We start from the raw sequence: 21200 nt of genomic DNA on the forward strand, positions 1-21200 counted from the left end.
CAGGGCGTGGCCGAGACCGGCCTCGCCTCAGCCCGGGCACAGCTTCCCCTGGTAGGCGTCGTCCGGCACGAGTTTGCGTACGGCGTTGTCGGTGTTCGGGTCGGCCAGCAGCCCGCAGAGCCGGTCCATCACGTCGTCGACGGAGTGGCGGCGCGTGTCGGCGGTCTGCGCCAGCCGGCGCAGCGGCGGCGGCTTCCCGGCCGCCGGTAGCGCGACGCCGATCGTGCTGTTGTCCAGCACCGCCACCGGCCCGTCCGGGCCCCGGCCCAGCGGCACCACCGCCGCCCACTCGCCGGAGTGGGTGCGATGCTCACCGGAGCGCGCCCCGTCGGGCAGCGACCACACGCTCACCTCGGGGGTGTAGCCGGTGGCCAGCTCCCCGATGTTGCTGGTGGTGGCGCTGAGCAGGTCGCGCCGCCAGGACAGCACCAGGGTCGACCCGGTCGCGTCCAGGGCGATGGCCCCGCTCCGTTCCTCCGGCCGTAGGTCGATCGTCGGGGCCTTCGGGCGCAGCGAGGCGGTGTCCAGGACGCTCACCCGGGCGTTGTCGCCGGTCCGGTCCCGTGTGGTGGCGGCGACCGTGCTCCAGTCCGCGCTCATCGCCACGTCGCTGATCCCGTCGACCAGGACCCGCCGGGCGGTCGCCCCGGTCAGGTCCGCGGCGGACAGGGCGATCCGCGGACCGAGCGTGCCGCCGTCGCCCGAGGGCCGCTCGACCAGCAGCGCGCTGCGCCCGCCGGGGCCCAGCCAGAGCCTGGCGACCGTGCTGCGCCAGGCCAGGGTGACCCGGCCGCGTTCCGCCCCGGTGCGCAGGTCGTACAGGACGACGGTGTTCAGGTCCGCGCCCGGGTCGCCGAGCTTTCTGCTGGCCGGCGTCACGAGGGCGAGCACCTCACCGGTGGGGTCGATGCTCATGGCCCGGACCCGCAGGCCGGCCGTCATCCCGTCCAGCGGCACCGCGTGGCTCACCCGCCGCGCCCCGGTGTCGTAGACCACGAGGCAGCTCAACGCCTCGAACAGCGAGGCGGGCCGGCAGGTGGGGTAGTCGTCGGGGTCGGGCTTCGGCAGCCCTCTGTCGTCCACCGGCGCCCCCGTCCGCAGGACGGGCACGACCGACTGGACGAACGCCACCCGATCCCCGGAGCGGCTGACGACCGGCCGGCCGGTGCCGACGCTCGATCGGGCCAGCCAGGTCAGGGTGGCGTCCCGGCTGACCGCGTCGGTCAGGTGCCACAGTGCGGGGCGGAGCGCCGCGTCCTGGGTGACCAGGCGGGTGCCGTCGGCGCTGAGCTGCTGCGACAGGTCGCTGCCGAACCACTCGCCGGGGGGCGGCTTGCCGGTCGCGCTGCTGGAGGTGGGCTCCGCCGTGCTGCTCCGCGCACCCGCGTAGTGCGGCAGCAGCGCGTCCACCCCCTCGTACCAGTCCGGGGCGCCGGATTCGAACGACACGTCGGGGTCGGTGCGCCAGGCCCGCAGCGCGAGCTGGTTCGCCCCGTAGCTGTCCACCCCCGCCCGGGCACTGGCCTCCGTGGCGAGGTCGGCGGCGGCGATCTCGGCGCGCTGTTCGGCGGTGGTGCGCCACGCGCCACCCACCGCGCCCACGACGACCAGCAGGACGAGGAGGGCCGCGAGGACCCGCCGGTTGCGCCGGCGCAGGCTGTCGGCGACGAAGTCGCGTTCGGCGGGGGCGAGCTGGTCGCCGTGCGTGCCGGCCCAGCGCCGGGCGTCGTGCAGGTCCCCGCCGGTGAGCCGCCGCCGCCCCGCCGCGTCACCGGCCGGCGTGCCGGCCATCCGTAGCCGCAGCATCTCCTGCCAGGTGCGGAAGTCGCGGTGCCGGTCGGTGAGCGCGCGCAGCCGCTCCCACCCGGTGACCAGCGACTCGTGGGCCAGCTCGACGCCGGGCGTCGCGCCGGCCGTCCGCAGCGCCAGCAGCCGGGTGGTGGCCAGCCGCTGGGCGACCGCGAGCTGCGCGTCGTCCAGGTCGGCCAGGGCGGCGGTACGGCGCACCGACAGCCCGGACTCGGGCAGCGGCCGGGTGAGCTGGGCCAGCAGCCGCTCCGCCGCGGCCCGGGCCGCCGGGTCGAGGTTGCCCCACACCCGCTCGGCGTAGCCGGCCAGCGCGCCCCGCACCCCACCCAGCTCGTCGTACGCCCGGTGGGTGAGCAGCCCGGCGTGCCGGCGCTGCCACAGCTCGGTCAGGGTGAACTGGACCAGGGGCAGCGCGTTCGGCGCGTCCCGCACGTCGTCGACGATCCGCCCGACCAGACCGGCCTCCGCCGTCACCGTGCCGGTCCGGGCCAGCGGCCCGGTCACCACCTCGCGCAGCTGGGACGGGGTGAGTTCGGCGACGGTGGCCGGCAGCCAGCGGGCGGTCAGCTCCGTCATCGTCGGGTCGCGCAGGCACGCCCCGAGGAAGGTGTCCCGCAGGGCGAGCAGGACCGACACCCGCGCCCCCGGGCGCAGCGCCGCGCCCAGCGCGTCGGTCAGGGCACGGCGGGCGGCCTCCGGTTGGGCGAGCACCTCCTCGAACTGGTCCACCACGAGGACCAGCCGGTCGGCGCCGGTGGCGGCGAGCACGGTCGCCAGCACGTCGGCGCCGCCCGCGTCGGCCAGCCGGGCGGCCAGGGCGGCCACCCGGTCCACCCGGTCCGTCGGGCTCCGGACGGGGGCGGCCGTCCCGTCCACCGGGTCGGGGTCGGTCAGCCGGTCCAGCGCCAGGGCGAGGGCGTGGAGCCCGGTGGCCGCGTCCGACGGGCGCAGGACGGCGACGGCGAGGCGCGGCGTGCGGCGTAGCCGGGCGAGCACCCCGGCGTGCAACAGTGAGGTCTTGCCGACCCCCGACGGCCCGACCAGGCAGAGCACCGGCACGGACAGCGCCTGCCGGGCGAACTGCTCCGCCTGCTCGGCGCGGCCGAAGAAGAGCGCCTCGTCCTGCTCGCCGAACGCCCGCAACCCCCGGAACGGGGACTCGCCCTCGGCGACCCGGGCCAGCTCCGGCCAGGCCGGCAGGAGCCGGTCGGTGGGGAGCAGGTAGCCGATCCGGGGCGGGGTGCCGCTGGCCTTCTGCACCACCATGCCGATCACGGCGTCGACCTCGGTGTCCCACACGGGTGACCCGGAGAAGCCCTTCTCCAGCGTGGACGGCCGGCGGTCGTCGCTGAGGATCTCCACCCAGCCGGTGGCGACCGCGCCGCCGGTGCGGCCGTACACCCAGCCACCCATCCTCAGGGCGGCCGGGAAGCCCACCATGACCAGTTGGGCGTCGGAGAGGCTGCGGTGCCGGGCGAAGGTGAGCGGCCTCGCCCCGGGTGGGGGCGGGGAGAGCAGGCGGAGCCCGGCGACGTCGCCGGTGTGTTCGGGGGCGACCGGCTGCCAGGCGACGACCTCGGCGGCCAGCCGGCGGCCCGGGGCGAGCAGCGGGAAGTCCACCTCGACCGCGTCGGTGGGCGGGTCGCCGTCAGCCGGGCAGCCGAGTGCGGTGGCCACCACGTGGGCGGCGGTGAGCAGGTGGGTCGGCCCGGCGAGGAAGCCGGCGCCGACCGGGATGTCGCCCTTCCAGATCCGGACCAGAGCGGCCTCGATCGGGATGCGGCGCGTTCCGTCCACGGTCAACCCGTTCCCGTCGGTCGATCGGCAGGGGCCGGGCCGGCGGCGGCCCTCCGACCATCATGCCGGGTCCGCGCCGCCACGTGGACGAGGCCGGGCCGCTGCCTCGGGCCCGTGCGCCGGGCAGGCTGCCGCCCTGGTGGGCCCGCTCTCAGGTGGGCAGGCTCACGCCCCCGCCGGACGTCGGGTGTACGCGGGCAGGCTGCCGCCGGCCACCGCGTCGCGGCCGATCCTGCCCGCCGAACCGGCCGACCGGCAATCGGGCCGGCCGACCTTTTTGATCTAGCCATTCGCATCTAGTAATGGTCTCGGCGCTTGTCGTACTGTTCCGTCAGCACCCCGAAAGACGCACCATATTGGGCGGTTGCGCCCTTTTTCGATGCTGGGCGGTAGACCACAGTGAGCATGGATCGTTCGGCAGCAGCATCCACAGTAGATGACGCTTCCTGGGTTGACGAAACGTTGTTGGCCGGCCCGTCGACCGACGTCTGTTTCCGGCTGCCCGACCCGGTGGACCGGGGCACCCTGCGCCGGCTGGTCGGCGAGGCCCAGGCCCGGCTCGTCGAGGGCGGGCTGCGCCCCGGCGGGGCCGCCGCGCTGCGTCTGCCTCCGTCGCTGGCGTACGTGGTGAACCTGCTGGCCACCTGGCGCAGCGGCGCGCAGGCCATCCTGCTGGACCACCGGCTCACCGACCACGAGGTCGAGCAAGCCCTGGAGCGGCTCACCCCGCAGGTCGTGGTGGCCCCGGTGCGCACCGGCCCCGGTGCGCTGAAGGTCTTCGTCGACGTGACCGAGGGTGTCACCCCCCACTCGGACCGGCCGGCCGGCAGCCCGCACGCGGTGATCCAGCTCAGCTCCGGCTCCACCGGACCGTCCAAGGTGATCGGTCGCAGCGCCGCCTCGCTCGTCGCCGAGGTGCGTCGCTACACCCGGATCGACGGGGTCGCGCTGCCCGGGGAGCGGATCGTCCTGCTGCCGTCCATGGTGCACGTGCTGGGCCTCGTGGGCGGCCTGCTCTACGGCCTGCACGCCCGGATCACGCTGGTCGCACCGGACCGGCTCAGCGGCGATGCGGTGCTCGCCGCCGTCGCCGCCGACGACAGCCCGGCCACGGTGCTCGGCGTGCCCTTCCACATCGGACTGCTGGCGTCCACCCGGTCGGCCGGCCCGCTGCCGCAGCTCAAGCGGATGACGACCGGCGGCGAGCTGGTCCCGGCGGCCGTCGTCGCCGCGTTCACCGACCGGTTCGGGGTGCCGCTGGGCAACATGTACGGGATGACCGAGGTCGGGGTGATCGGCACCGACCTGCACGGTCGGCACCGCCCGGCGATCGCCCCCGCCCCGGGCATCGAGGTGCGCGAGTCCTCCACCGGCGAGCTCTGGGTGAGCTGCCCGGAGTCGCCCTACGTCGGGCTCTCCGACCCGGACCGCTGGTCCGACGGCTGGCTGCACACCCGCGACGCCGGCACCGTCGACCCGGACACCGGCCTGGTGACCGTGCGCGGCCGGCTCGACTCCCAGGTGTCCGTGGGCGGGATGAAGGTCGACCTCACCGAGGTCGAGGCGACCCTCGCCGGGCTGCCCGGCGTCGGAGCCGCCGTGGTGGTCTACGACGCCGGCATCACCGCGTACGTGCAGCCGGACGGGCCGCTGTCGGAGGAGGTGCTGGAGAAGCTGATCGCCGAGCGGCTCGCCGGCTACAAGCGGCCCCGGACGCTGCACCTGCTCGACCGGCTGCCCCGGACCATTACCGGCAAGCTGGTCCGTTCGACCGAGGCGCTGCGGGCGGCCACGCCGTGATCAGCCCGCTCCGGCGGTCCTCCGTCGCGCCCCCGACCCTGACTGATCAATCAGTCGGCGACGATCTCGATCCCGTCGACCGGCCCGCCGACCGCCACCGCCAGCACCAGGCCGCCGGGCCCCGCCGCGGCGTCGAACGGCGCCGGGCCGCCGGTCAGGGCGGCGGCGACCCGGTAACCGGCGGCGTCGCCGCTCAGCCTGGGATGGCCGACCCACAGGCAGCCCGGCCCGGGGACCGGGCGCAGCGGCCCGCCCGGCCCGTCGGGCCGGGGCATCCGCCGGCCCAGGCCGCCGTCGCGCAACCCCCGGCCGAGGGCCTTGCCGACGGCCTCCTTGGCCGTCCAGAGCAGCAGGAACGCCTCGGCGCGCCGCTCGGCGGGCCGGGCGGCCAGCCACGCGGCCTCCTCCGGGGCGTACCAGCGGCGGGCCAGCGCCACCGCGGGCAGCTCCCGGCGCGTCTCCACGTCGACCCCGACCGGGCCGACGCGGCGGGCCGCGACCACCACGGCGTCGCCGGCGTGACTCACGCTGACCGGCAGTTCGGCCGCGTCACCGGCGTGGACGAAAGGCCGCCCCGCGGCATCGCGCCCCACCCGGATCTCCGCCTCCGCCCGGCCGAGCAGCGCGCCACCCGCGCGCAGCAACAGCCGCCGGGCCGCCTCCGGCCGATCGCCGGTGGTACGGCCGAACCACAACCACACGGTGTCCCGACCGGGCACCGCTGACTGGCTCACGGAAAGAGGTTAACCATGCGCGACGAGGTCCGTGCATTCGTCATCGAGCAGCTCACCGACATGAACTACGACATCGACGACATCGACGACGACACCACCCTCGGCCCCTCCGGCGTCGACCTGGAGTCGCTGGCCCTGGCCGACCTGTCTGTGCGGGTCGAGGACCGCTACGGCCTGAAGTTCGCCGACGACGAGTCCGAGAAGCTGGCCCTGATGACGGTCGGCGAGTTCACCACGATGATCGCCGACCGCGTCGCCGCGTCGGCCGACGGCAACTCCTGATGTCCGGTCAGCCCGACCTGGGGCGAGCTGACCTGATGACCATGCTCGCCGAGATGACCGCGAAACCGGTCGACCAGGTGTCCGACCGGGTGGGCTCGATGGAACTCGCCTGGCTGGTCCACCTCGTCGAACAGCGCTACGACCGCCGGCTCGACCTCACCGACGACCAGCTCGCCGGCATCCGGACGGTCGACGACGCCCTGGCGGTGTTCCACACCTGCCTGACCGCTCCCGCAGATGGCTGAGCGGCCCGGCGTACGGATCACCGGCGTCCACGCGCTCAGCGCCCTCGGCAGGGGAGCCGAGGCGCAGCTCGCCGGGGTGCTCGCCGGCGCCCCGGCGTTCCGGCCGGTCGGTCGCTTCGACACCACGGCCCGCCGGGTCGCCGTGGCGGCCACCCTGCCGGACGTCGGCCCGCTCGCCGACGAACTGGCCGAGGCGGTGGACGCCGCCTGCGCGGCGGCCCGGCTCGGCGCCGGCGACCGGGCCGGCGCGCCGCTGCTGCTCGCCGCGCACGGCGGGGCGGGCGTGCCGGCGCTGGCCGGGGAACTGGCCCGCCGGTGCGGGCTGGCCGGCGCCCCCCGGGTCTACACCACCGCCTGCGTGTCGGCGTCCACGGCGGTGGCCGACGCCGCCGCGATGATCGGACGCGGCGACGTCGACCGGATCGTCGTCGCCGCCGGCTACCTGGTCGAGCCCGACCAGTACGCGCTGTTCGACGCCGGCCGGGCGTTCGCGACCGACGGCGCGGTGCGTCCGTTCAGCGCCGGCCGCCGCGGGCTGCTGCTCGGCGACGGGGTGGCCGCCGTGGTGCTGGAGTCGGCCGCGGCGGCCCGGCGGCGGGACGCGCCGACGCTGGCGTCGGTGCTGGGCTGGGGGCGGGCCGGGGACGGCCACCACCCCTGCCAGCCCGACCCGCAGGGGCGCGGGCTGGCCCGGGCGGTCGGCGCGGCCCTGCGCCGGGCCGGGCTCGACCCCGAGGAGATCGGATACGTCAACGCCAACGCCACGGGCACCGGGTACAGCGACGCCGCCGAGGCGGCGGCCCTGCGGCTGGCCTGGGGCGAGCACGCCGGGCGGGTGCCCGTCAGCTCCACCAAGGCGCTGCACGGGCACGCGCTGGAGGCGTCCGGGCTGCTGGAGCTGGTGGTGACCGTGCTCGCGGTGCGGCACGGGAAGCTGCCGGTCAACGCCGGCTGGCTCGGCCCGGACGAGGCGTGCCCGCTGGACGTCATCCTCGACGCGCCGCGTCCGGCCGCCACCGCCTACGCGCTGAGCCTCAACTCCGCGTTCGGCGGTGCCAACACCGCCCTGCTGGTGGGTGCGACGTGACCGGGGGGGCCGACCGGGCCGGCGGGGGAACGCCCGGCGCTCTGCGGGTGCTCGCGCAGGCACGCTGGCCCGAGCCGGGCGACGGCGCGCCGCCGACCCTGCCCGGCTTCGTGCACTCGACGTTCAGCCCGGTCGTGGCGGCCGTCGCCGACCGGTGCCTCACCCGGCGGCACGGCGAGCGGCCGGCCCCGGAGCCGGTCGGCGTCCGGACCGCGGTGGTGCTGGTCAGCGCCGCCGGGGACCGGGCCGGCGCCGACCACGTGCACGCCACGGTCGCGCGGGGCGGGCGGCCCGGTCCGCTGTTCTTCTTCCAGTCGGTGCCCAACAGCGTCGCCGGGCACGTCGCCGCGCGCTGGGGGCTGGGTGGGCCGGTGGTCTGCGTCGCCCCGACCGGGGACCCGCTGGCCGAGGGCACGGCCGAGGCGGAACTGCTGCGGTACGACGGCGACGCCGACGAGACATTGTTGATCATGATTGAGCAGGCACCCGACGACGCCGGTGCGGGCGTCGCGGCCGGGGAACCGGGCGAGGCGCCCGGGATCCGGGCCGCCGCAGTGCTGCTGGGGGGAGAAGACACGCGATGAGGACCAGGGGACTGCGCGGCGTGCTGGCCGCCGACACCGAACTGGGCGCCGGCAACATGCTGGCCCGGGTGCTGGCGCACGGCGCCGACCCGGACGGCCCGGGGCTGACCTTCGACACGCCGGTCGACGGGCACCCGGCCGAGCACCCGCTGACGCTGGGGCAGCTCGACGGGCTGGTCGCCGCCCGGGCGGCCTGGCTGCACGCCCGGGGCGTCAAGCCGCGCGACCCGGTTGCCGTCTGGGCCACCGCCGCCGCCGACATGGTGCTCAGCTTCCTGGCGCTGACCCGCATCGGCGCGATCCCGGCGCTGATGAACGGCAGGCTGCGCCCCGAGATCGCCGCCGAGTACATCCGCCGGCTGCGCGGCGCGGGCGTGCTCGCCGACGCCGCGCACACCGACCTGCTGGCCGGGCACGACCTCGGCGCGCCGCTGATCGGCACCCCCGCTGAGGCCGGCGCCGGCGACCCGGCCGCCGCCCCGGCGCACTACCGGCACCATCAGGACGACCCGATCGTCATCACCCACACCTCCGGCACCACCGGCGTGCCGAAGGCGGTGCTGCACTCGCACGCGAGCCTCTTCGCCGCCACCCGGCACCTGCTGTCCATGCCGCAGGCGCAGGGCACCCGCCGCATCCTCAACGCGCTGCCAGCCCCGCACACCGCGACCGTGCTCATGGTCAACCAGGCGCTGGGCAACCGGGCGGAGATGTTCCTGCTGTCCGAGCAGGGCGGGGAACGGGTGCTCGACGCCATCCAGCGGTGGCGGCCGGACGGGGTGTTCGGGTTCTCCGTCACCTGGGCGGAGCTGGCCCGGTTCGACCTGTCCGGGTACGCCCTGGACTCGGTGCGGCTGTGGTTCAACACCGGGGACTGCTCGCACGAGCCGCACGTGCGCCGGCTCGTCGCCGTCGGCTCGCGGGACACCGTCACCCGCCAGGGAGTGGTCCGGGTGCCCGGGTCCGTCTTCATCGACGGGCTGGGCTCCAGCGAGATGGGCCACTCGATGTTCCACATCACCCACACCGCCGAGACCAACCGGTACGGCCGCTGCGTCGGCCGCCCGTACCGGTTCACCGGGGTCGCGGTGCTCGACGCCGAGGGCAACGAGTTGCCCCCGGGGCAGGTCGGCTGGCTCGGCATCGACTCCCCGTCGCTGTTCCGGGGCTACTGGAACGACTCGGTCACCACGTACCGGTTCCGGCTGCGCGGCTGGTACCTCACCGGCGACCTGGTGTACGCCGACGACGAGGGCCGCTACTACCACATGGACCGGGCGGCCGACTCCGTCGAGGTCGGCGACGGCCGGCGGTACTTCACCGCGCTGTCCGAGGAGCGGATCCTCGCCGCCTGCCCCGACGTCACCGACTGCACGGTGGTCATCGTCAAGGAGAACGACACGGTCGTCACCGACGTGCTGCTGGAGCTGGCCGCCGGCGCAGACCCGGACGCCGACCGCACCGAGGCGGTGCGCGCCGCGCTGGGCGAGGACGTCGGGCCGACCCTGCGCCGGGTGGTGCCGGTGCGCTCGGAGGACATCCCGGTCACCGTGACCGGGAAGGTGCGCAAGGTGGCGCTGCGCGAGCGCTACCTGACCGAGCCGCCGTCATGACCGCCGTCATCACCGGGATGGGCCTGTTCACCCCGGTCGGCCGGGGCGTCGCGGAAACCTTCGACGCCCTGCTCACCGGCCGGTCCGGGCTGACCCGCCCGGCCGACGACCACCCCGCACGGGAGTCCCTCGAGGTGGCCGGGCTGCTGCCGGACATCGACCCGCGCACCGTCGCGTCCGGCCCGGAGACCCGGGTGCTGGACCGGATCGTGGTGCTCGCCCTGCTCGCCGCCGCCGACGCGCTCGCCGACGCCGGCATCGAGGTGGGCCGGGACGTCGACCCCGGGCGGATCGGGGTGATCGTGGGCGGGGTCGGCGGGATGTCCACCCTGGAGAGCCAGGTGCTGGCCCGGGCCGCCCGGGGCCGGGCGGCGGTCAGCCCGTACCTGCTCACCGGGATCCTGCCGAACATGCCGGCGGCGCGGATCGCCATCGCCCACGGCATCCGCGGCTACAGCTCGTCGGTCGGCACCGCCTGCGCCTCCGGTGCGCAGGCGGTGGCCGACGCGGTCCGGCTGATCCGGGCCGGTGAGGCCGACGTGGTGGTCTGCGGGGCGAGCGAGGCCCCGCTGTTCCCCACCTTCGCCGACACCTTCGGCAACGCCCGGGCCCTCGCGCGGGGCTGGGCCGACCCGGCCGAGGCGAGCCGGCCGTTCGACGCCCGGCGCAACGGCTTCGTGCTCGCCGAGGGGGCGGCGCTGCTGGTGCTGGAACGCGCCGAGCACGCCGCCGCCCGGGGCGTCACCGGGTACGCCGAGGTGGCCGGCTACGGGGCGAACACCGACGCGTACCACCCGACCGCGCCCCGGCCGGACGGGTCGGGGGCAGCGGAGTGCATGCGCCGCGCCCTGGCCGGCGGGGGAGTGACGGCTGGCGACGTCGGTTATGTCAACGCGCACGGCACGGCCACCAAGCTCGGCGACATCGCCGAGACCGCCGCGCTGACCGCGGTGTTCGGCGAGGGCGGGGTGCCGGTCAGCTCCACCAAGGCGCTCACCGGGCACCTGCTCGGCGCGTCCGGGGTGCTGGAGGCCGCGGCCACGGCGCTGGCGCTGGGCCGAGGGCTGCTGCCCCCGACCTGGAACCTCGACGACCCGGACCCGGCCTGCCCCGCCGACCACATCAGCAAGGAACCGAGGGTGGCCGCCCCGGAGCACGCGCTGACCAACTCGTTCGGGTTCGGCGGCCAGAACGTCAGCCTCCTACTGCGGCGCAGCACCGGTGCGGGTGTGCGCGCCGCCGGTCCGGGGAGGTGATCGTCGTTCCACTCCGGGCGGTGCACCGCCCGGGCGGCAGTCACGGGGGGACATGGGGAAGGGCTGGAAAATGGACATCCGTTCTATAGATCACATCGAACTCTACGTGGGGGACGCCCGGCAGGCAGCCTTCTACTTCGGCACCGCCGTCGGGTTCCGGCTCCGCGGCCAGGGCGGCCCGGAGACCGGGCTGGCCGGGCAGCGCTCGCTGTTGCTGGGCCAGGCCGACATCCGGATGGTGCTCACCTCCGGGCTGACCGCGCAGCACCCGGCGTCGACGTACGTACAGCGGCACGGCGACGGCATCGCGGTGGTGGCGCTGGAGGTCGACGACGCCGCCGGGGCGTACGCCGAGCTGGTGGCCCGCGGGGCGACGCCGGTGACCCCACCGACCACCTTCACCGGCGCGGACGCCGAGGTGGTGACCGCAGAGGTGGGGGGCTTCGGCGACGTGCTGCACCGGTTGGTGCAGCGCCGGGGCGACCGGCACGAGTTCCTGCCCGGGGCGATCGAGATGGACCCGCCGGCCGGCGGGGACGACGGCCTGCTCGCCGAGATCGACCATCTGGCGATCTGCGTGCCGCCGGGGCAGCTCGAGGACACCGTCGCCCACTACGAGCGGGTCTTCGGCTTCGCGCAGATCTTCACCGAGCACGTCGAGGTCGCCGGCCAGGCGATGAACTCGACCGTGGTGCAGAGCCCGTCCGGGCGGGTCACCCTGGTGCTGCTGGAGCCGGACCGCGGTCACCGGCCGGGGCAGATCGACGCGTTCCTCGCCGGGCACGCCGGGGCCGGGGTGCAGCACCTGGGGCTGCGCACCGACGACATCGTCAGCGCCGTCGGCGCGCTGCGCGGGCGGGGGGTCCGCTTCGCCGGCACCCCCGGGGCCTACTACGACGACCTGGAGCGGCGGGTCGGCCCGGTCGACGCGCCGCTGGACCAGCTGCGCGAGCTGAGCATCCTGGTCGACCGCGACCACGGCGGCCAGCTCCTGCAGATCTTCACCGAGTCGATGCACGTGCGCCGCACGCTCTTCCTCGAACTGATCGAGCGGCGCGGGGCGCTGACCTTCGGCAGCGGCAACATCAAGGCCCTCTACGAGGCCAAGGAACGGGAGTTGGCCGCAACGGCCACAGCACAGGGGGTGGGAGCGTGACGACCGTCGACTTTCAGCCGGCTTTGACCGCCGAGGAGGAGGCGCTGCTGCCGTCCGACTCCGACGTGCGGTTCTACGCCGAGCACGGCTGGTACCTGTCGAAGAAGCTGTTCACCGACGACGAGGTGGACGCCCTGGTGGCGGCCACCGACCGGTACTACGACGGCGAGCGGGACCGCACCCTGCCGGTGCGCCCGCCGAAGCTGGCCTACTGGGACCCGTCGAAGGGCCCGGTGCAGCGGCACAACGACTACGTCCACCACGAGCACGACGGGATCGCCGCGATCCTGCGCAAGCCGCTGCTCGGGGCGGTCGCCGCCCGGCTGGCCCGGGCCGCCGAGATCCGGGTGTTCCAGTCCACGCTGATCTACAAGCCGCCGATCTCCGGCGAGCCGTCGAACATCGTGCCCTGGCACTTCGACAAGCACTACTGGTCGTCATCGTCCTCGGAGGACATGCTCACCGCGTTCATCCCCTTCCACGACTGCGGCGAGGAGATGGGCACCATCACCATGGTCGACGGGTCGCACCGGTGGAAGGAGATCGGCGCGAACGACACCGTCGTGCGGCACTTCGCCGAGCGCGACCGCAGCCAGCTCGAGGAGATGCTGGCCGAGAACGCCGCCCACAACGGCGCCCAGATCAGCAAGATCCCCATGGTGATCCCCAAGGGACACGTGAGCTTCCACCACTGCCGGACCTACCACGGCAGCGGCGCGAACGTCAGCGGCCGTCCCCGCCGGGCGATCTCGCTGCACCTGCAGGACGGCGCGAACGCCTACCGGGAGTTCCCGCTCTCCGACGGCACCCTCGCCGCGTACAACCACGACGTGCTGGTCCGCCGCACCGACGACGGGCGGCCGGACTACGCGGACCCCGAGTACTGCCCGGTCATCTGGCGCGACCGCGCCCATCAGGAAGGCTGAACAAATGTCACGGTACGACTGGGGTAAGACCCACCCGGGCATCGAGCGGCTCGAGCAGGCGGTGAGCGACCGCCGCGAGGCGGTGGTAAAGCACCCGCTGTACGCCAACCTGGACACCCACGAGGCGCTGGTCACCTTCATGGAGCACCACGTCTTCGCGGTCTGGGACTTCATGTCCCTGCTGAAGTCGTTGCAGCGGCAGCTCACCTGCGTGACGGTGCCGTGGATCCCCACCGGGCCCACCGGCAGCCGCCGGCTGATCAACGACATCGTGATGGTGGAGGAGAGCGACGAGCTCGGCGAGGGCTACATCAGCCACTTCGAGCTGTACGTGCAGGGCATGCGGGAGGCCGGCGCCTCCACCACCGCCATCGACGCGCTGATCGACCTGCTGCGCGGCGGCGCGTCGGTGACCGAGGCGCTGGTGAAGGCCGGCGTGCCCGGCCCATCCACGGCGTTCGCCGGCACCACCTGGAAGATCATCGAGTCGACCCCGGTGCACTGCCAGGCGGCGGCGTTCGCCTTCGGCCGCGAGGACCTGATCCCCGACATGTTCACCCAGGTCGTCGCAGTCAACGAGCGCAGCCAGAAGCTGCACAAGTTCGTCGACTACCTGGAGCGGCACATCGAGGTCGACGGGGAGCAGCACACCCCGATGGCCATGCAGATGCTGGCGGACCTGTGCGGCGACGACGACACCAAGTGGCAGGAGTGCGCCGACACGGTCAACATGGCGCTGGCCGCCCGGGCGCAGCTCTGGGACGACATCCTCGACACGATCAAGGAGGGTCACCCGGCGTGATCCCCTCCGATCCCGTCCGGCTGTACCGGACGGTGCGGCTGATCCGCCGGTTCGAGGAGCGGGCGATCGAGCTGGTCCGCTCCGGAGCGATCGTCGGCGGCATCCACCCGTACCTCGGTCAGGAGGGGATCGCCGTCGGGGTCTGCGCCGCGCTGCGCGCCGACGACCTGGTGACCGGCACCCACCGCGGGCACGGCCACGTGCTCGCCAAGGGCGCCGACCCGGCCCGCATGCTCGCCGAGCTGCTGGGCCGGGTCACCGGGCTCAACCGGGGCCGGGGCGGCTCGATGCACGCCGCCGACCTCGGCGTCGGGGTGCTCGGCGCCAACGCCATCGTGGGCGCCGCCGGGGCCATCCTCACCGGAGCGGTGTGGGCCCGGCGGCGCCGCGGCGACGACATCGTCGGGGCGACCTTCTTCGGCGACGGCGCGGTCAACGAGGGGATGCTGCTGGAGGCGTTCAACCTGGCCGCGCTGTGGCGGGTGCCGGTGCTGTTCGTCTGCGAGAACAACGGCTACGCCACCACCATGCCCGTCGAGGGCGCGGTGGCCGGCACCATCGGCGGCCGGGCCGAGGCGTTCGGCATGCCGGCCGCCGTCGTCGACGGCCAGGACCCCGAGACGGTACGCCTGGCCGCGTCCGCCGCCGTCGACCGGATGCGCGCCGGCGGCGGGCCGGAGCTGATCGAGGCCCGCACCTACCGCTTCGACGCCCACCACACCTTCGAGCACGCGGTACGCCTCGACTACCGCGCGCCCGAGGAGGTGGCCCGGGGCCGGTCCCGGGACCCGGTCAAGATCCAGGGCGGACGGCTGGCCGACGCCGACCGGGCCGCCGTCGACGCCGAGGTCGAGGCCACCCTCGACGCGGCGGTGGAGTTCGCCCTGGCCAGCCCCGAGCCCGACCCGGCCGGCGCGCTGGAGCACCTGTACGCCAGCGGGCTGGTCGCCCGGACGGGAGGTGGCTGATGCCACGGCTGTCGTACCGCAAGGCGCTCACCCGGGCGCTCGCCGACGAGATGACCCGCGACGAGTCGGTCTTCCTGCTCGGCGAGGACATCCGGGTTGCCGCCTCGAACGTCACCTCGGGGCTGCTGAAGAAGTTCGGGCCGGAGCGGGTGCTGGACACCCCGCTGTCGGAGCAGGCGTTCACCAGCTTCGCCACCGGGGCGGCCCTGGCCGGGCTGCGCCCGGTGGTGGAGTTCCAGATCCCGTCCCTGCTGTTCCTGGTGTTCGAGCAGATCGTCAACCACGCGCACAAGTTCCCGCTGATGACGGGCGGGCAGTGCGCGGTGCCGGTCACCTACCTGGTCCCGGGCTCCGGCTCGCGGACGGGGTGGGCGGGGCAGCACTCCGACCACCCGTACAGCCTGTTCGCCCACGTCGGGGTGACCACCCTCGTCCCGGCCACCCCGCAGGACGCGTACGGGCTGCTGGTCTCGGCGATCCGGCACGTCGACCCGGTGGTGCTGTTCGCCCCGGCCGGGGCGATGGACGTCCGGGCCGACGTGGACTTCGCCACCCTGGCCCCGGTGCCGATCGGCCGGGGCAGGGTGCACCGGGCCGGCGACGACGTCACCGTGGTCGCGGTCGGGCACCTGGTGCACGACGCGCTCGCCGTCGCCGACGAACTGGTCGACCAGGTGTCCGTGGAGGTCTTCGACCCCCGCACGCTCTACCCGTTCGACTGGGACGGGCTGATCGAGTCCGTGGCCCGCACCGGCCGGCTGGTCGTGGTCGACGACTCCAACCGGTCCTGCGGCATCGCCGGGGAGATCATCGCGACCGTGGTCGAACGGGTGCGGCTGCTCGCGCCGCCCCGGCGGGTCACCCGCCCCGACGGCGCGGTGCTGCCCTTCGCCCCGGCGCTGGACCGGGCCGTGCAGCCCGGCCGCGAGCAGCTCACCGCCGCCATCCAACTCACCATGAAGGACGGATGATGATCGATCCGAACTACCCCTGGCCCCGGCTGGACCAGGCGTGGAACGACCTGCCGGAGTCGACCCGCGCGGCGATGGTGGCCGCCGGTGCCGCCGCCTGGAAGGAGGTCTTCTACGGCTGCGCCACGTACAACCAGACGTGGCGGCTGGCCCGCCCGCCGGTGATGCCGGCGGACGCCTTCCGCGAGCTGAACGAGGTCTGCGACCGGCTCGCCCAGCTCATCCTGGAGGCGTGCCAGCGACGTGCCCGCACCGCGGGGGAGCTGACCCGGCTGCTCGGCGTGCCGGCGGAGGAGACGAAGCTGCTCGACGAGTCCGAGGAGCTGTCCGAGGCGCTGCTCGCCGCGTACCGGCCGGACGTGCTGATCTCCGGCGGGGTGCCGAAGTTCGTCGAGTACAACATCGACAGCAGCCTCGGCGGCGGCTTCGACGCCGACACGGTCGTCTACCGGTACACGAAGATCTACCAGGACCAGGGCATCCTCGACGGGCTGCCGGTGCGGCCCGCACCGTCCCTGCTGGACCAGCGGTTCGTGGCGATCCGGGACGAGCTGGCCCTGGCCGACGGGGCCCGGGTGGCGCTGCTGCTGGACTTCGACGCCGACTACCCCGGCCTGGAGAGCCCGGAGGACTTCATCAGGATCCTCTCCCCGTTGGCCGACCGGGCCAGGCACTTCGGCATCGACCTGGTCATCGCCCAGCTCAAGTACGCGACCCTGGACGAGGACAGCCGGCTCGTCGTCGACGGCGCCCCGGTGGACGGCCTGTTCCGGCTCTTCGTGCCCAACCGGGTCCACGCCAGCGCCGGCCTGGACGCCGTCGCCGGGGCCCTCGCGGCCGGCACCCTGCCGATGTTCGTCAGCTCCGCCGCCTGGCTGCTCGGCAACAAGATCAATTTCGCCTGGCTCTGGGAGGATCTCGACACCCTGCCCGAGGCCGACCAGGCGCTGATCCGCCGGTACGTCCCGCGCACCAGCGCGCTCACCGCCGCCGAGCTGCCCCGGGCCCTGGCCGACCAGCACGACCTGGTCGCCAAGCCAGCCGACGGCTCCGCCGGCATCGGGGTGCTGCTCGGCCGGGAGACCGACGCGAAGGCGTGGGAGGAGGGGCTGCGCGCGGCCATCGACGAGGGCGGCTACATCCTCCAGGAGTACATGCCGGCCGACCGGGTGGCGATGGACTTCGTCCGGATGGAGACGGGGGAGACGGTCACCGCCGACGTCCCGTACAGCCTCGCCCCCTACCTGTTCGGCCGGCAGGGCTCCGGCGCCCTGGCCCGGGTCGGCTTCCCCGGCTGCGAGAGCATCCTCAACCTCGCCCGCGGCGTCCTCCTCACGGGCATCCTCCTCACCGACTGACCCACCCCACCCCACCCCACCCCACCCACCCCCCGCCCGGCCCCGCCCCGGCCCACCGGCGTCGATCATGCACTTGCGGCCCGCCTAAAGTGGACATAAGTGAATGAACCAAGGGCCATAAGTGCATGATCGACGTCGGTCAGGCGGGTCAGGCGGGTCAGGCCGGTCAGGCGGGTCAGGCCGGGGGCGGGGTTGTGGGGGGTCGGGCAGGATTGGCGGGTGGACGGGGCTCGGGTGGGGTTGACGGTCGACGGGTTGCGCGCGGTGGGGTGGGCGGCGTTCGGGCGGGAGCGGGCGCTGCTCTCGGTCGGACGGCTGACCGGCGGCACGAAGAAGGGCGTCTACCGGTTGACCCTCGACGACGGGTCCACGGGCATCGCCTACGTGTGGCACCCCACGGAGGACTACTGGCCGGCACCGTCTGCCCCGGACCCGGATGACCCGTTCGGGCACGCGACCGGGGCCGGCCTGTTTGCGGCGGCGTACCGGGAACTCACCGCCGCCGGGGTGCGGGTGCCCGGGCTGCTGCTCGCCCCCACCGCACGGCTCGTGCCCGGCGAGGTGGCGGTGGTGGAGGACGTCCGGGGCGGCACCCTGCAGGACCTGTGTCGACGTGATCCGCGACGCGCCGGGGTGGTGCTGGACCGGCTCGGTGACGCCGTGCGGGCCATGCACGCCCGCCGCCGCGACCGGCACGGCCGACCAGGGCTCGACGGGCCGACGGCGGGCCGGTCGGTGCAGCGGATCATCCTCGACCGGGCGCTCGGCGACCTGGCCGATGCCGCCGCCCGGGTCGAGCGGATCGCCGCCGTGCGGGACCGTCTCGCCGGGGCCCTCGCCGAGCGGTACGCCGCCGTGGCGCCCCGTTCCCGCTACGGCCTGATCCACGGGGAACTCGGCCCGGACCACGTGCTCGTGGACGCGCGGGACCATCCGGTGCTCGTCGACATCGAGGGTGCGGTCTTCCTCGACGTGGAGTGGGAGCACGCCTTCCTCGAACTGCGCTTCGGCGACGCCTACCCGGCGCTGGCCGTGCAGGGTCTCGACGAGGACCGGATGCGCCTCTACCGGCTCGCGCTGCACCTGTCGCTGGTGGCAGGCCCGCTACGCCTGCTCGACGGCGACTTCCCCGACCGGGCCGGCATGCGCGCGATCGCCGAGCACAACGTCGCCCGGACGCTGGACCAGCTCGCCTGAGCCGGTGGCGGCGAGGACCGTGCGGGCGGGTGTGAACCCGGGGATCAGGCGTTGTTGAGGTAGGTGAGGACGGCGAGGACGCGGCGGTTGTCGTCGGAGGACGGGGGGAGACGCAGCTTGTCGAAGATGCTCGCGGTGTGCTTGCCCACGGCGCTCTCGCTGAGGAACAGCCGCTGCGAGATGGCGGCGTTGGAACGCCCCTGGGCCATGAGTTCGAGGACGTCGCGTTCGCGCGGCGTGAGGCGGGTCAGGGGCGAGGCGGTGCCGCCAGCCGTCAACAGCTTGGCGATCACCTCGGGGTCCATCGCGGTGCCGCCGGACGCGACTCGGCGTACGGCGTCGATGAACTGGTCCGCGTTGAGGACCCGGTCCTTGAGCAGATAGCCGACCGCGCCAGCCCCGTCAGCCAGCAGTTCCCGGGCGTAGAGCTGCTCGACGTGCTGGGACAGCACCAGCACCGGCAGGCCGGGGACCTCCCGCCGGGCGGCCAGCGCCGCCTGGAGGCCCTCGTCGGTGAAGGTCGGCGGCAGCCGCACGTCGACGATGGCCACGTCGGGCCGGTGCCGGGCCAGGGCGGCGCGCAGCGACGGCCCGTCACCGACGGCCTCGGCGAGGGTGAAGCCGTGGCTTTCGAGGAGCAGGACCAGCCCATCCCTCAGGATGTGGAGGTCCTCGGCGAGGACAACGCGCACGGGATCTCCATCGTGACGGTGGTGGGTCCGCCGGGCGGACTGTGCAGGGTCAGGGTCCCGTCGAATGTAGCGAGCCGCCGTTGGATGCCGCGCAGCCCGGTCCCAGCGGCCGGGTCGGCCCCGCCGGGACCGTCGTCGGTCACGACCATCCGGAGCACCCCGTCGCGGTGCGCCAGCGAGATGGAGATGTGGGACGCGCAGCGGGCCGCGTTGGTGAGGGCCTCGCAGGTGACGAAGTAGGCGGCCGACTCGACCGGCGCGTCGAGCCGGCCGGGCAGGTCGACGTCCACGTCCACCGGTAGTGGGGTGTCGAGCGCGATCGCCCGGATCGCGTCGCCGAGCCCGCGCTCGGCGAGCACCGGCGGGTGGATGCCGCGTACGAGGCCGCGCAGCTCGGCCAGCGCGGCGGCGGACGTCTCCTGCGCCTGTTCCAGCACCCGCCGCGCGCGCACCGGGTCGGTCTCCATGAGCCGTGCGACGGCCGCCAGGCCGAGCCCGACGGCGATGAGCCGGGCCTGGGCGCCGTCGTGCAGGTCGCGTTCGATGCGGCGCAGTTCGGCCGCCTGCACGTCGACGGCGTCGGCCCGGGTGGTGGCGAGGTGCGCGACCCGCGAGGCGAGCACGGTGGCGGCCGTGGGGGTGAGCAGGAGCCGGTCCCACGACAGCCGCAGCCTCATCAGCGGGCTGGCCAGGCCGAGCCCGAGCAGCGCCATGGCCAGCCCGACGGGCATGCTCGCCCAGTCCGGGAACCACGGCGCGACGAGGCCGACGTGCTCGATGCCGAACCACAGGTAGAACGGGGTGACCCAGTAGCCGGTGAACAGGCCGATCGGCGCCGCCCAGCCCACCCACGTCAGGGGCTGGCAGAACAGGCCGTAGAACCCGAAGCCGACCAGGACCGCCGGGACGAACGAGAGCGGGGCCAGGGCGACCGAGCCCAGTGACCACAGCTGGTCCCGCCAGGTGGCCGGGTCGCCGAACAACCACCCTGGCCGCTGACCTTGGACGGCCGCCGGGAGGTCGGTGTACAGGACCCGCCCGACCCGGTAGTTGCCGTCCTCGCCGGGGCTGGGCGACGGCGGGTACGGCCGGTACGGTGCGGGCAGTTCGGTGCCCGTCCACCGGCCGACGTGGCGCCGGTAGAGCTCCACCAGTGCCCGCGTGACCGGCAGGGTGTACGGCAGCAGCCCGCCCCACGACAGGGCTGCGGCGAGCAGGTTGAGCAGCAGGCCGCCGAACGCGGCGAGGGAGAGCCCGGCCAGGCCGGCCCCCCGCCAGGTCGCGGCCGACGTCCGGGTGACCCACCGGCTGACCGCCGTCTGCGGCAGCTCCCCGGTCCCCAGCAGCACACCGGCCCAGAGCCCGTACGCCCGCAGCGCACCCGGAGCGAGCAGGAACGCGGCCACGACGGCCACGACGGCCGCCGGCACCGACCACGCGAGTGGCCAGGGGGGCGAGACGAGCAGGAACACGCCGGCCGCGATCAGTGCGGGGGGCACCAGGACCGGGACCGCGCCGGTGACCGGGGTGAGGATCAGCCACAGCCATTCCCGGACGAGCGTCGGGTCCTTCGAGTGGTGCTCCATCTTCAGCAGGAACGCCGGCAGCCGGGGCGACTTGAACAACGTGCCGTCGTGGGCGTACCAGCCGTCCTCGCGCCGGTGCGGTGTGGGTGGCGGCGACCGGACGGGGGCGGGGAGGTCGGCCCCAGCCCAGGCGCGGGCGAGCCGGCGAGCCAGCGCGGTCAGCCGGACCTGGCCGGAGACGGCGAGCGGATAGGCGATCACCAGGGTGGCGCCGACCACGAGGAGATGCGCGTAGGCGAGCCCCGCCACGGCCAGCACGACCAGGGCGACGCAGCGTGGTACGGCGAGCGCGAAGCGAGTCACGGGCCGAGTCTTCGCTGCACCGACCGCCGCCACA

Annotated in this window: 18 protein-coding genes; 14 read left to right on the forward strand and 4 right to left on the reverse strand. The window is 74.6% G+C overall.

All coding sequences use genetic code 11. From position 1 onward, the window contains the following. Positions 1 to 27 precede the first annotated feature (27 nt). A complete protein-coding gene (locus OG617_RS29240) occupies positions 28 to 3606 on the reverse strand; it encodes a trypsin-like peptidase domain-containing protein (RefSeq protein ID WP_405096138.1) in 3579 nt (1192 codons plus the stop codon). A gap of 405 nt (positions 3607 to 4011) precedes the next feature. Here OG617_RS29240 and OG617_RS29245 point away from each other — a divergent pair, with 405 nt between their 5' ends. Further along, a complete protein-coding gene (locus OG617_RS29245; RefSeq protein ID WP_405096139.1) occupies positions 4012 to 5406 on the forward strand; it encodes a class I adenylate-forming enzyme family protein in 1395 nt (464 codons plus the stop codon). A gap of 50 nt (positions 5407 to 5456) precedes the next feature. Here OG617_RS29245 and OG617_RS29250 read toward each other — a convergent pair whose 3' ends face one another. After that, the gene (locus tag OG617_RS29250; protein WP_405096140.1) at positions 5457 to 6140 is read right to left on the reverse strand and encodes a 4'-phosphopantetheinyl transferase family protein; all 684 of its coding nucleotides are present in this window, start codon (positions 6138 to 6140) and stop codon (positions 5457 to 5459) included. A gap of 15 nt (positions 6141 to 6155) precedes the next feature. Between OG617_RS29250 and OG617_RS29255 the strand changes: the two genes are divergently transcribed. The 13 genes from OG617_RS29255 to OG617_RS29315 all read left to right on the forward strand — a co-directional run bounded on the left by OG617_RS29255 (position 6156) and on the right by OG617_RS29315 (position 18585). Next, positions 6156 to 6422: a phosphopantetheine-binding protein gene (locus OG617_RS29255; RefSeq protein WP_405096141.1), complete on the forward strand. Its 267-nt coding sequence runs from the start codon at positions 6156 to 6158 to the stop codon at positions 6420 to 6422. Then, positions 6422 to 6667: an acyl carrier protein gene (locus OG617_RS29260; protein ID WP_405096142.1), complete on the forward strand. Its 246-nt coding sequence runs from the start codon at positions 6422 to 6424 to the stop codon at positions 6665 to 6667. Before OG617_RS29255 ends, OG617_RS29260 begins: the two co-directional genes overlap by 1 nt. Continuing rightward, positions 6660 to 7754, forward strand: coding sequence for a beta-ketoacyl-[acyl-carrier-protein] synthase family protein (locus OG617_RS29265; protein WP_405096143.1), 1095 nt, complete (start codon positions 6660 to 6662; stop codon positions 7752 to 7754). The genes OG617_RS29260 and OG617_RS29265 overlap by 8 nt, the downstream gene beginning before the upstream one ends. After that, positions 7751 to 8338: a hypothetical protein gene (locus OG617_RS29270; RefSeq protein ID WP_405096144.1), complete on the forward strand. Its 588-nt coding sequence runs from the start codon at positions 7751 to 7753 to the stop codon at positions 8336 to 8338. Before OG617_RS29265 ends, OG617_RS29270 begins: the two co-directional genes overlap by 4 nt. Then, a complete protein-coding gene (locus OG617_RS29275; RefSeq protein WP_405096145.1) occupies positions 8335 to 9951 on the forward strand; it encodes a class I adenylate-forming enzyme family protein in 1617 nt (538 codons plus the stop codon). The genes OG617_RS29270 and OG617_RS29275 overlap by 4 nt, the downstream gene beginning before the upstream one ends. Further along, positions 9948 to 11207: a beta-ketoacyl-[acyl-carrier-protein] synthase family protein gene (locus OG617_RS29280; RefSeq protein WP_405096146.1), complete on the forward strand. Its 1260-nt coding sequence runs from the start codon at positions 9948 to 9950 to the stop codon at positions 11205 to 11207. The genes OG617_RS29275 and OG617_RS29280 overlap by 4 nt, the downstream gene beginning before the upstream one ends. 70 nt (positions 11208 to 11277) lie before the next feature. Then, the gene (gene hppD, locus OG617_RS29285; protein ID WP_405096147.1) at positions 11278 to 12363 is read left to right on the forward strand and encodes a 4-hydroxyphenylpyruvate dioxygenase; all 1086 of its coding nucleotides are present in this window, start codon (positions 11278 to 11280) and stop codon (positions 12361 to 12363) included. Then, positions 12360 to 13289 carry a phytanoyl-CoA dioxygenase family protein gene (locus tag OG617_RS29290; protein ID WP_405096148.1) on the forward strand — a complete coding sequence of 310 codons (930 nt, stop codon included), beginning with the start codon at positions 12360 to 12362 and terminating at the stop codon, positions 13287 to 13289. Before hppD ends, OG617_RS29290 begins: the two co-directional genes overlap by 4 nt. A 4-nt stretch (positions 13290 to 13293) precedes the next feature. Further along, positions 13294 to 14091, forward strand: coding sequence for a DUF3050 domain-containing protein (locus OG617_RS29295; protein WP_405096149.1), 798 nt, complete (start codon positions 13294 to 13296; stop codon positions 14089 to 14091). Beyond that, the gene (locus OG617_RS29300) at positions 14088 to 15059 is read left to right on the forward strand and encodes a thiamine pyrophosphate-dependent dehydrogenase E1 component subunit alpha (RefSeq protein ID WP_405096150.1); all 972 of its coding nucleotides are present in this window, start codon (positions 14088 to 14090) and stop codon (positions 15057 to 15059) included. Before OG617_RS29295 ends, OG617_RS29300 begins: the two co-directional genes overlap by 4 nt. Continuing rightward, a complete protein-coding gene (locus OG617_RS29305) occupies positions 15059 to 16030 on the forward strand; it encodes an alpha-ketoacid dehydrogenase subunit beta (protein ID WP_405096151.1) in 972 nt (323 codons plus the stop codon). The genes OG617_RS29300 and OG617_RS29305 overlap by 1 nt, the downstream gene beginning before the upstream one ends. Next, positions 16030 to 17388 (forward strand): hypothetical protein, encoded by a 1359-nt coding sequence (locus OG617_RS29310; protein WP_405096152.1) that lies wholly within the window; start codon positions 16030 to 16032, stop codon positions 17386 to 17388. The genes OG617_RS29305 and OG617_RS29310 overlap by 1 nt, the downstream gene beginning before the upstream one ends. Positions 17389 to 17607: 219 nt before the next feature. Then, positions 17608 to 18585 (forward strand): phosphotransferase, encoded by a 978-nt coding sequence (locus tag OG617_RS29315; protein WP_405096153.1) that lies wholly within the window; start codon positions 17608 to 17610, stop codon positions 18583 to 18585. A gap of 44 nt (positions 18586 to 18629) precedes the next feature. Here the strand turns inward: OG617_RS29315 and OG617_RS29320 are convergent, their stop codons facing one another. Continuing rightward, the gene (locus OG617_RS29320; RefSeq protein WP_405096154.1) at positions 18630 to 19277 is read right to left on the reverse strand and encodes a LuxR C-terminal-related transcriptional regulator; all 648 of its coding nucleotides are present in this window, start codon (positions 19275 to 19277) and stop codon (positions 18630 to 18632) included. Continuing rightward, positions 19241 to 21166, reverse strand: coding sequence for a histidine kinase (locus tag OG617_RS29325; protein WP_405096155.1), 1926 nt, complete (start codon positions 21164 to 21166; stop codon positions 19241 to 19243). Before OG617_RS29325 ends, OG617_RS29320 begins: the two co-directional genes overlap by 37 nt. Positions 21167 to 21200: the final 34 nt, after the last annotated feature.

It is taken from the genome of Micromonospora sp. NBC_01412 (assembly GCF_045040215.1).
Classification (GTDB): domain Bacteria; phylum Actinomycetota; class Actinomycetes; order Mycobacteriales; family Micromonosporaceae; genus Micromonospora; species Micromonospora rubida.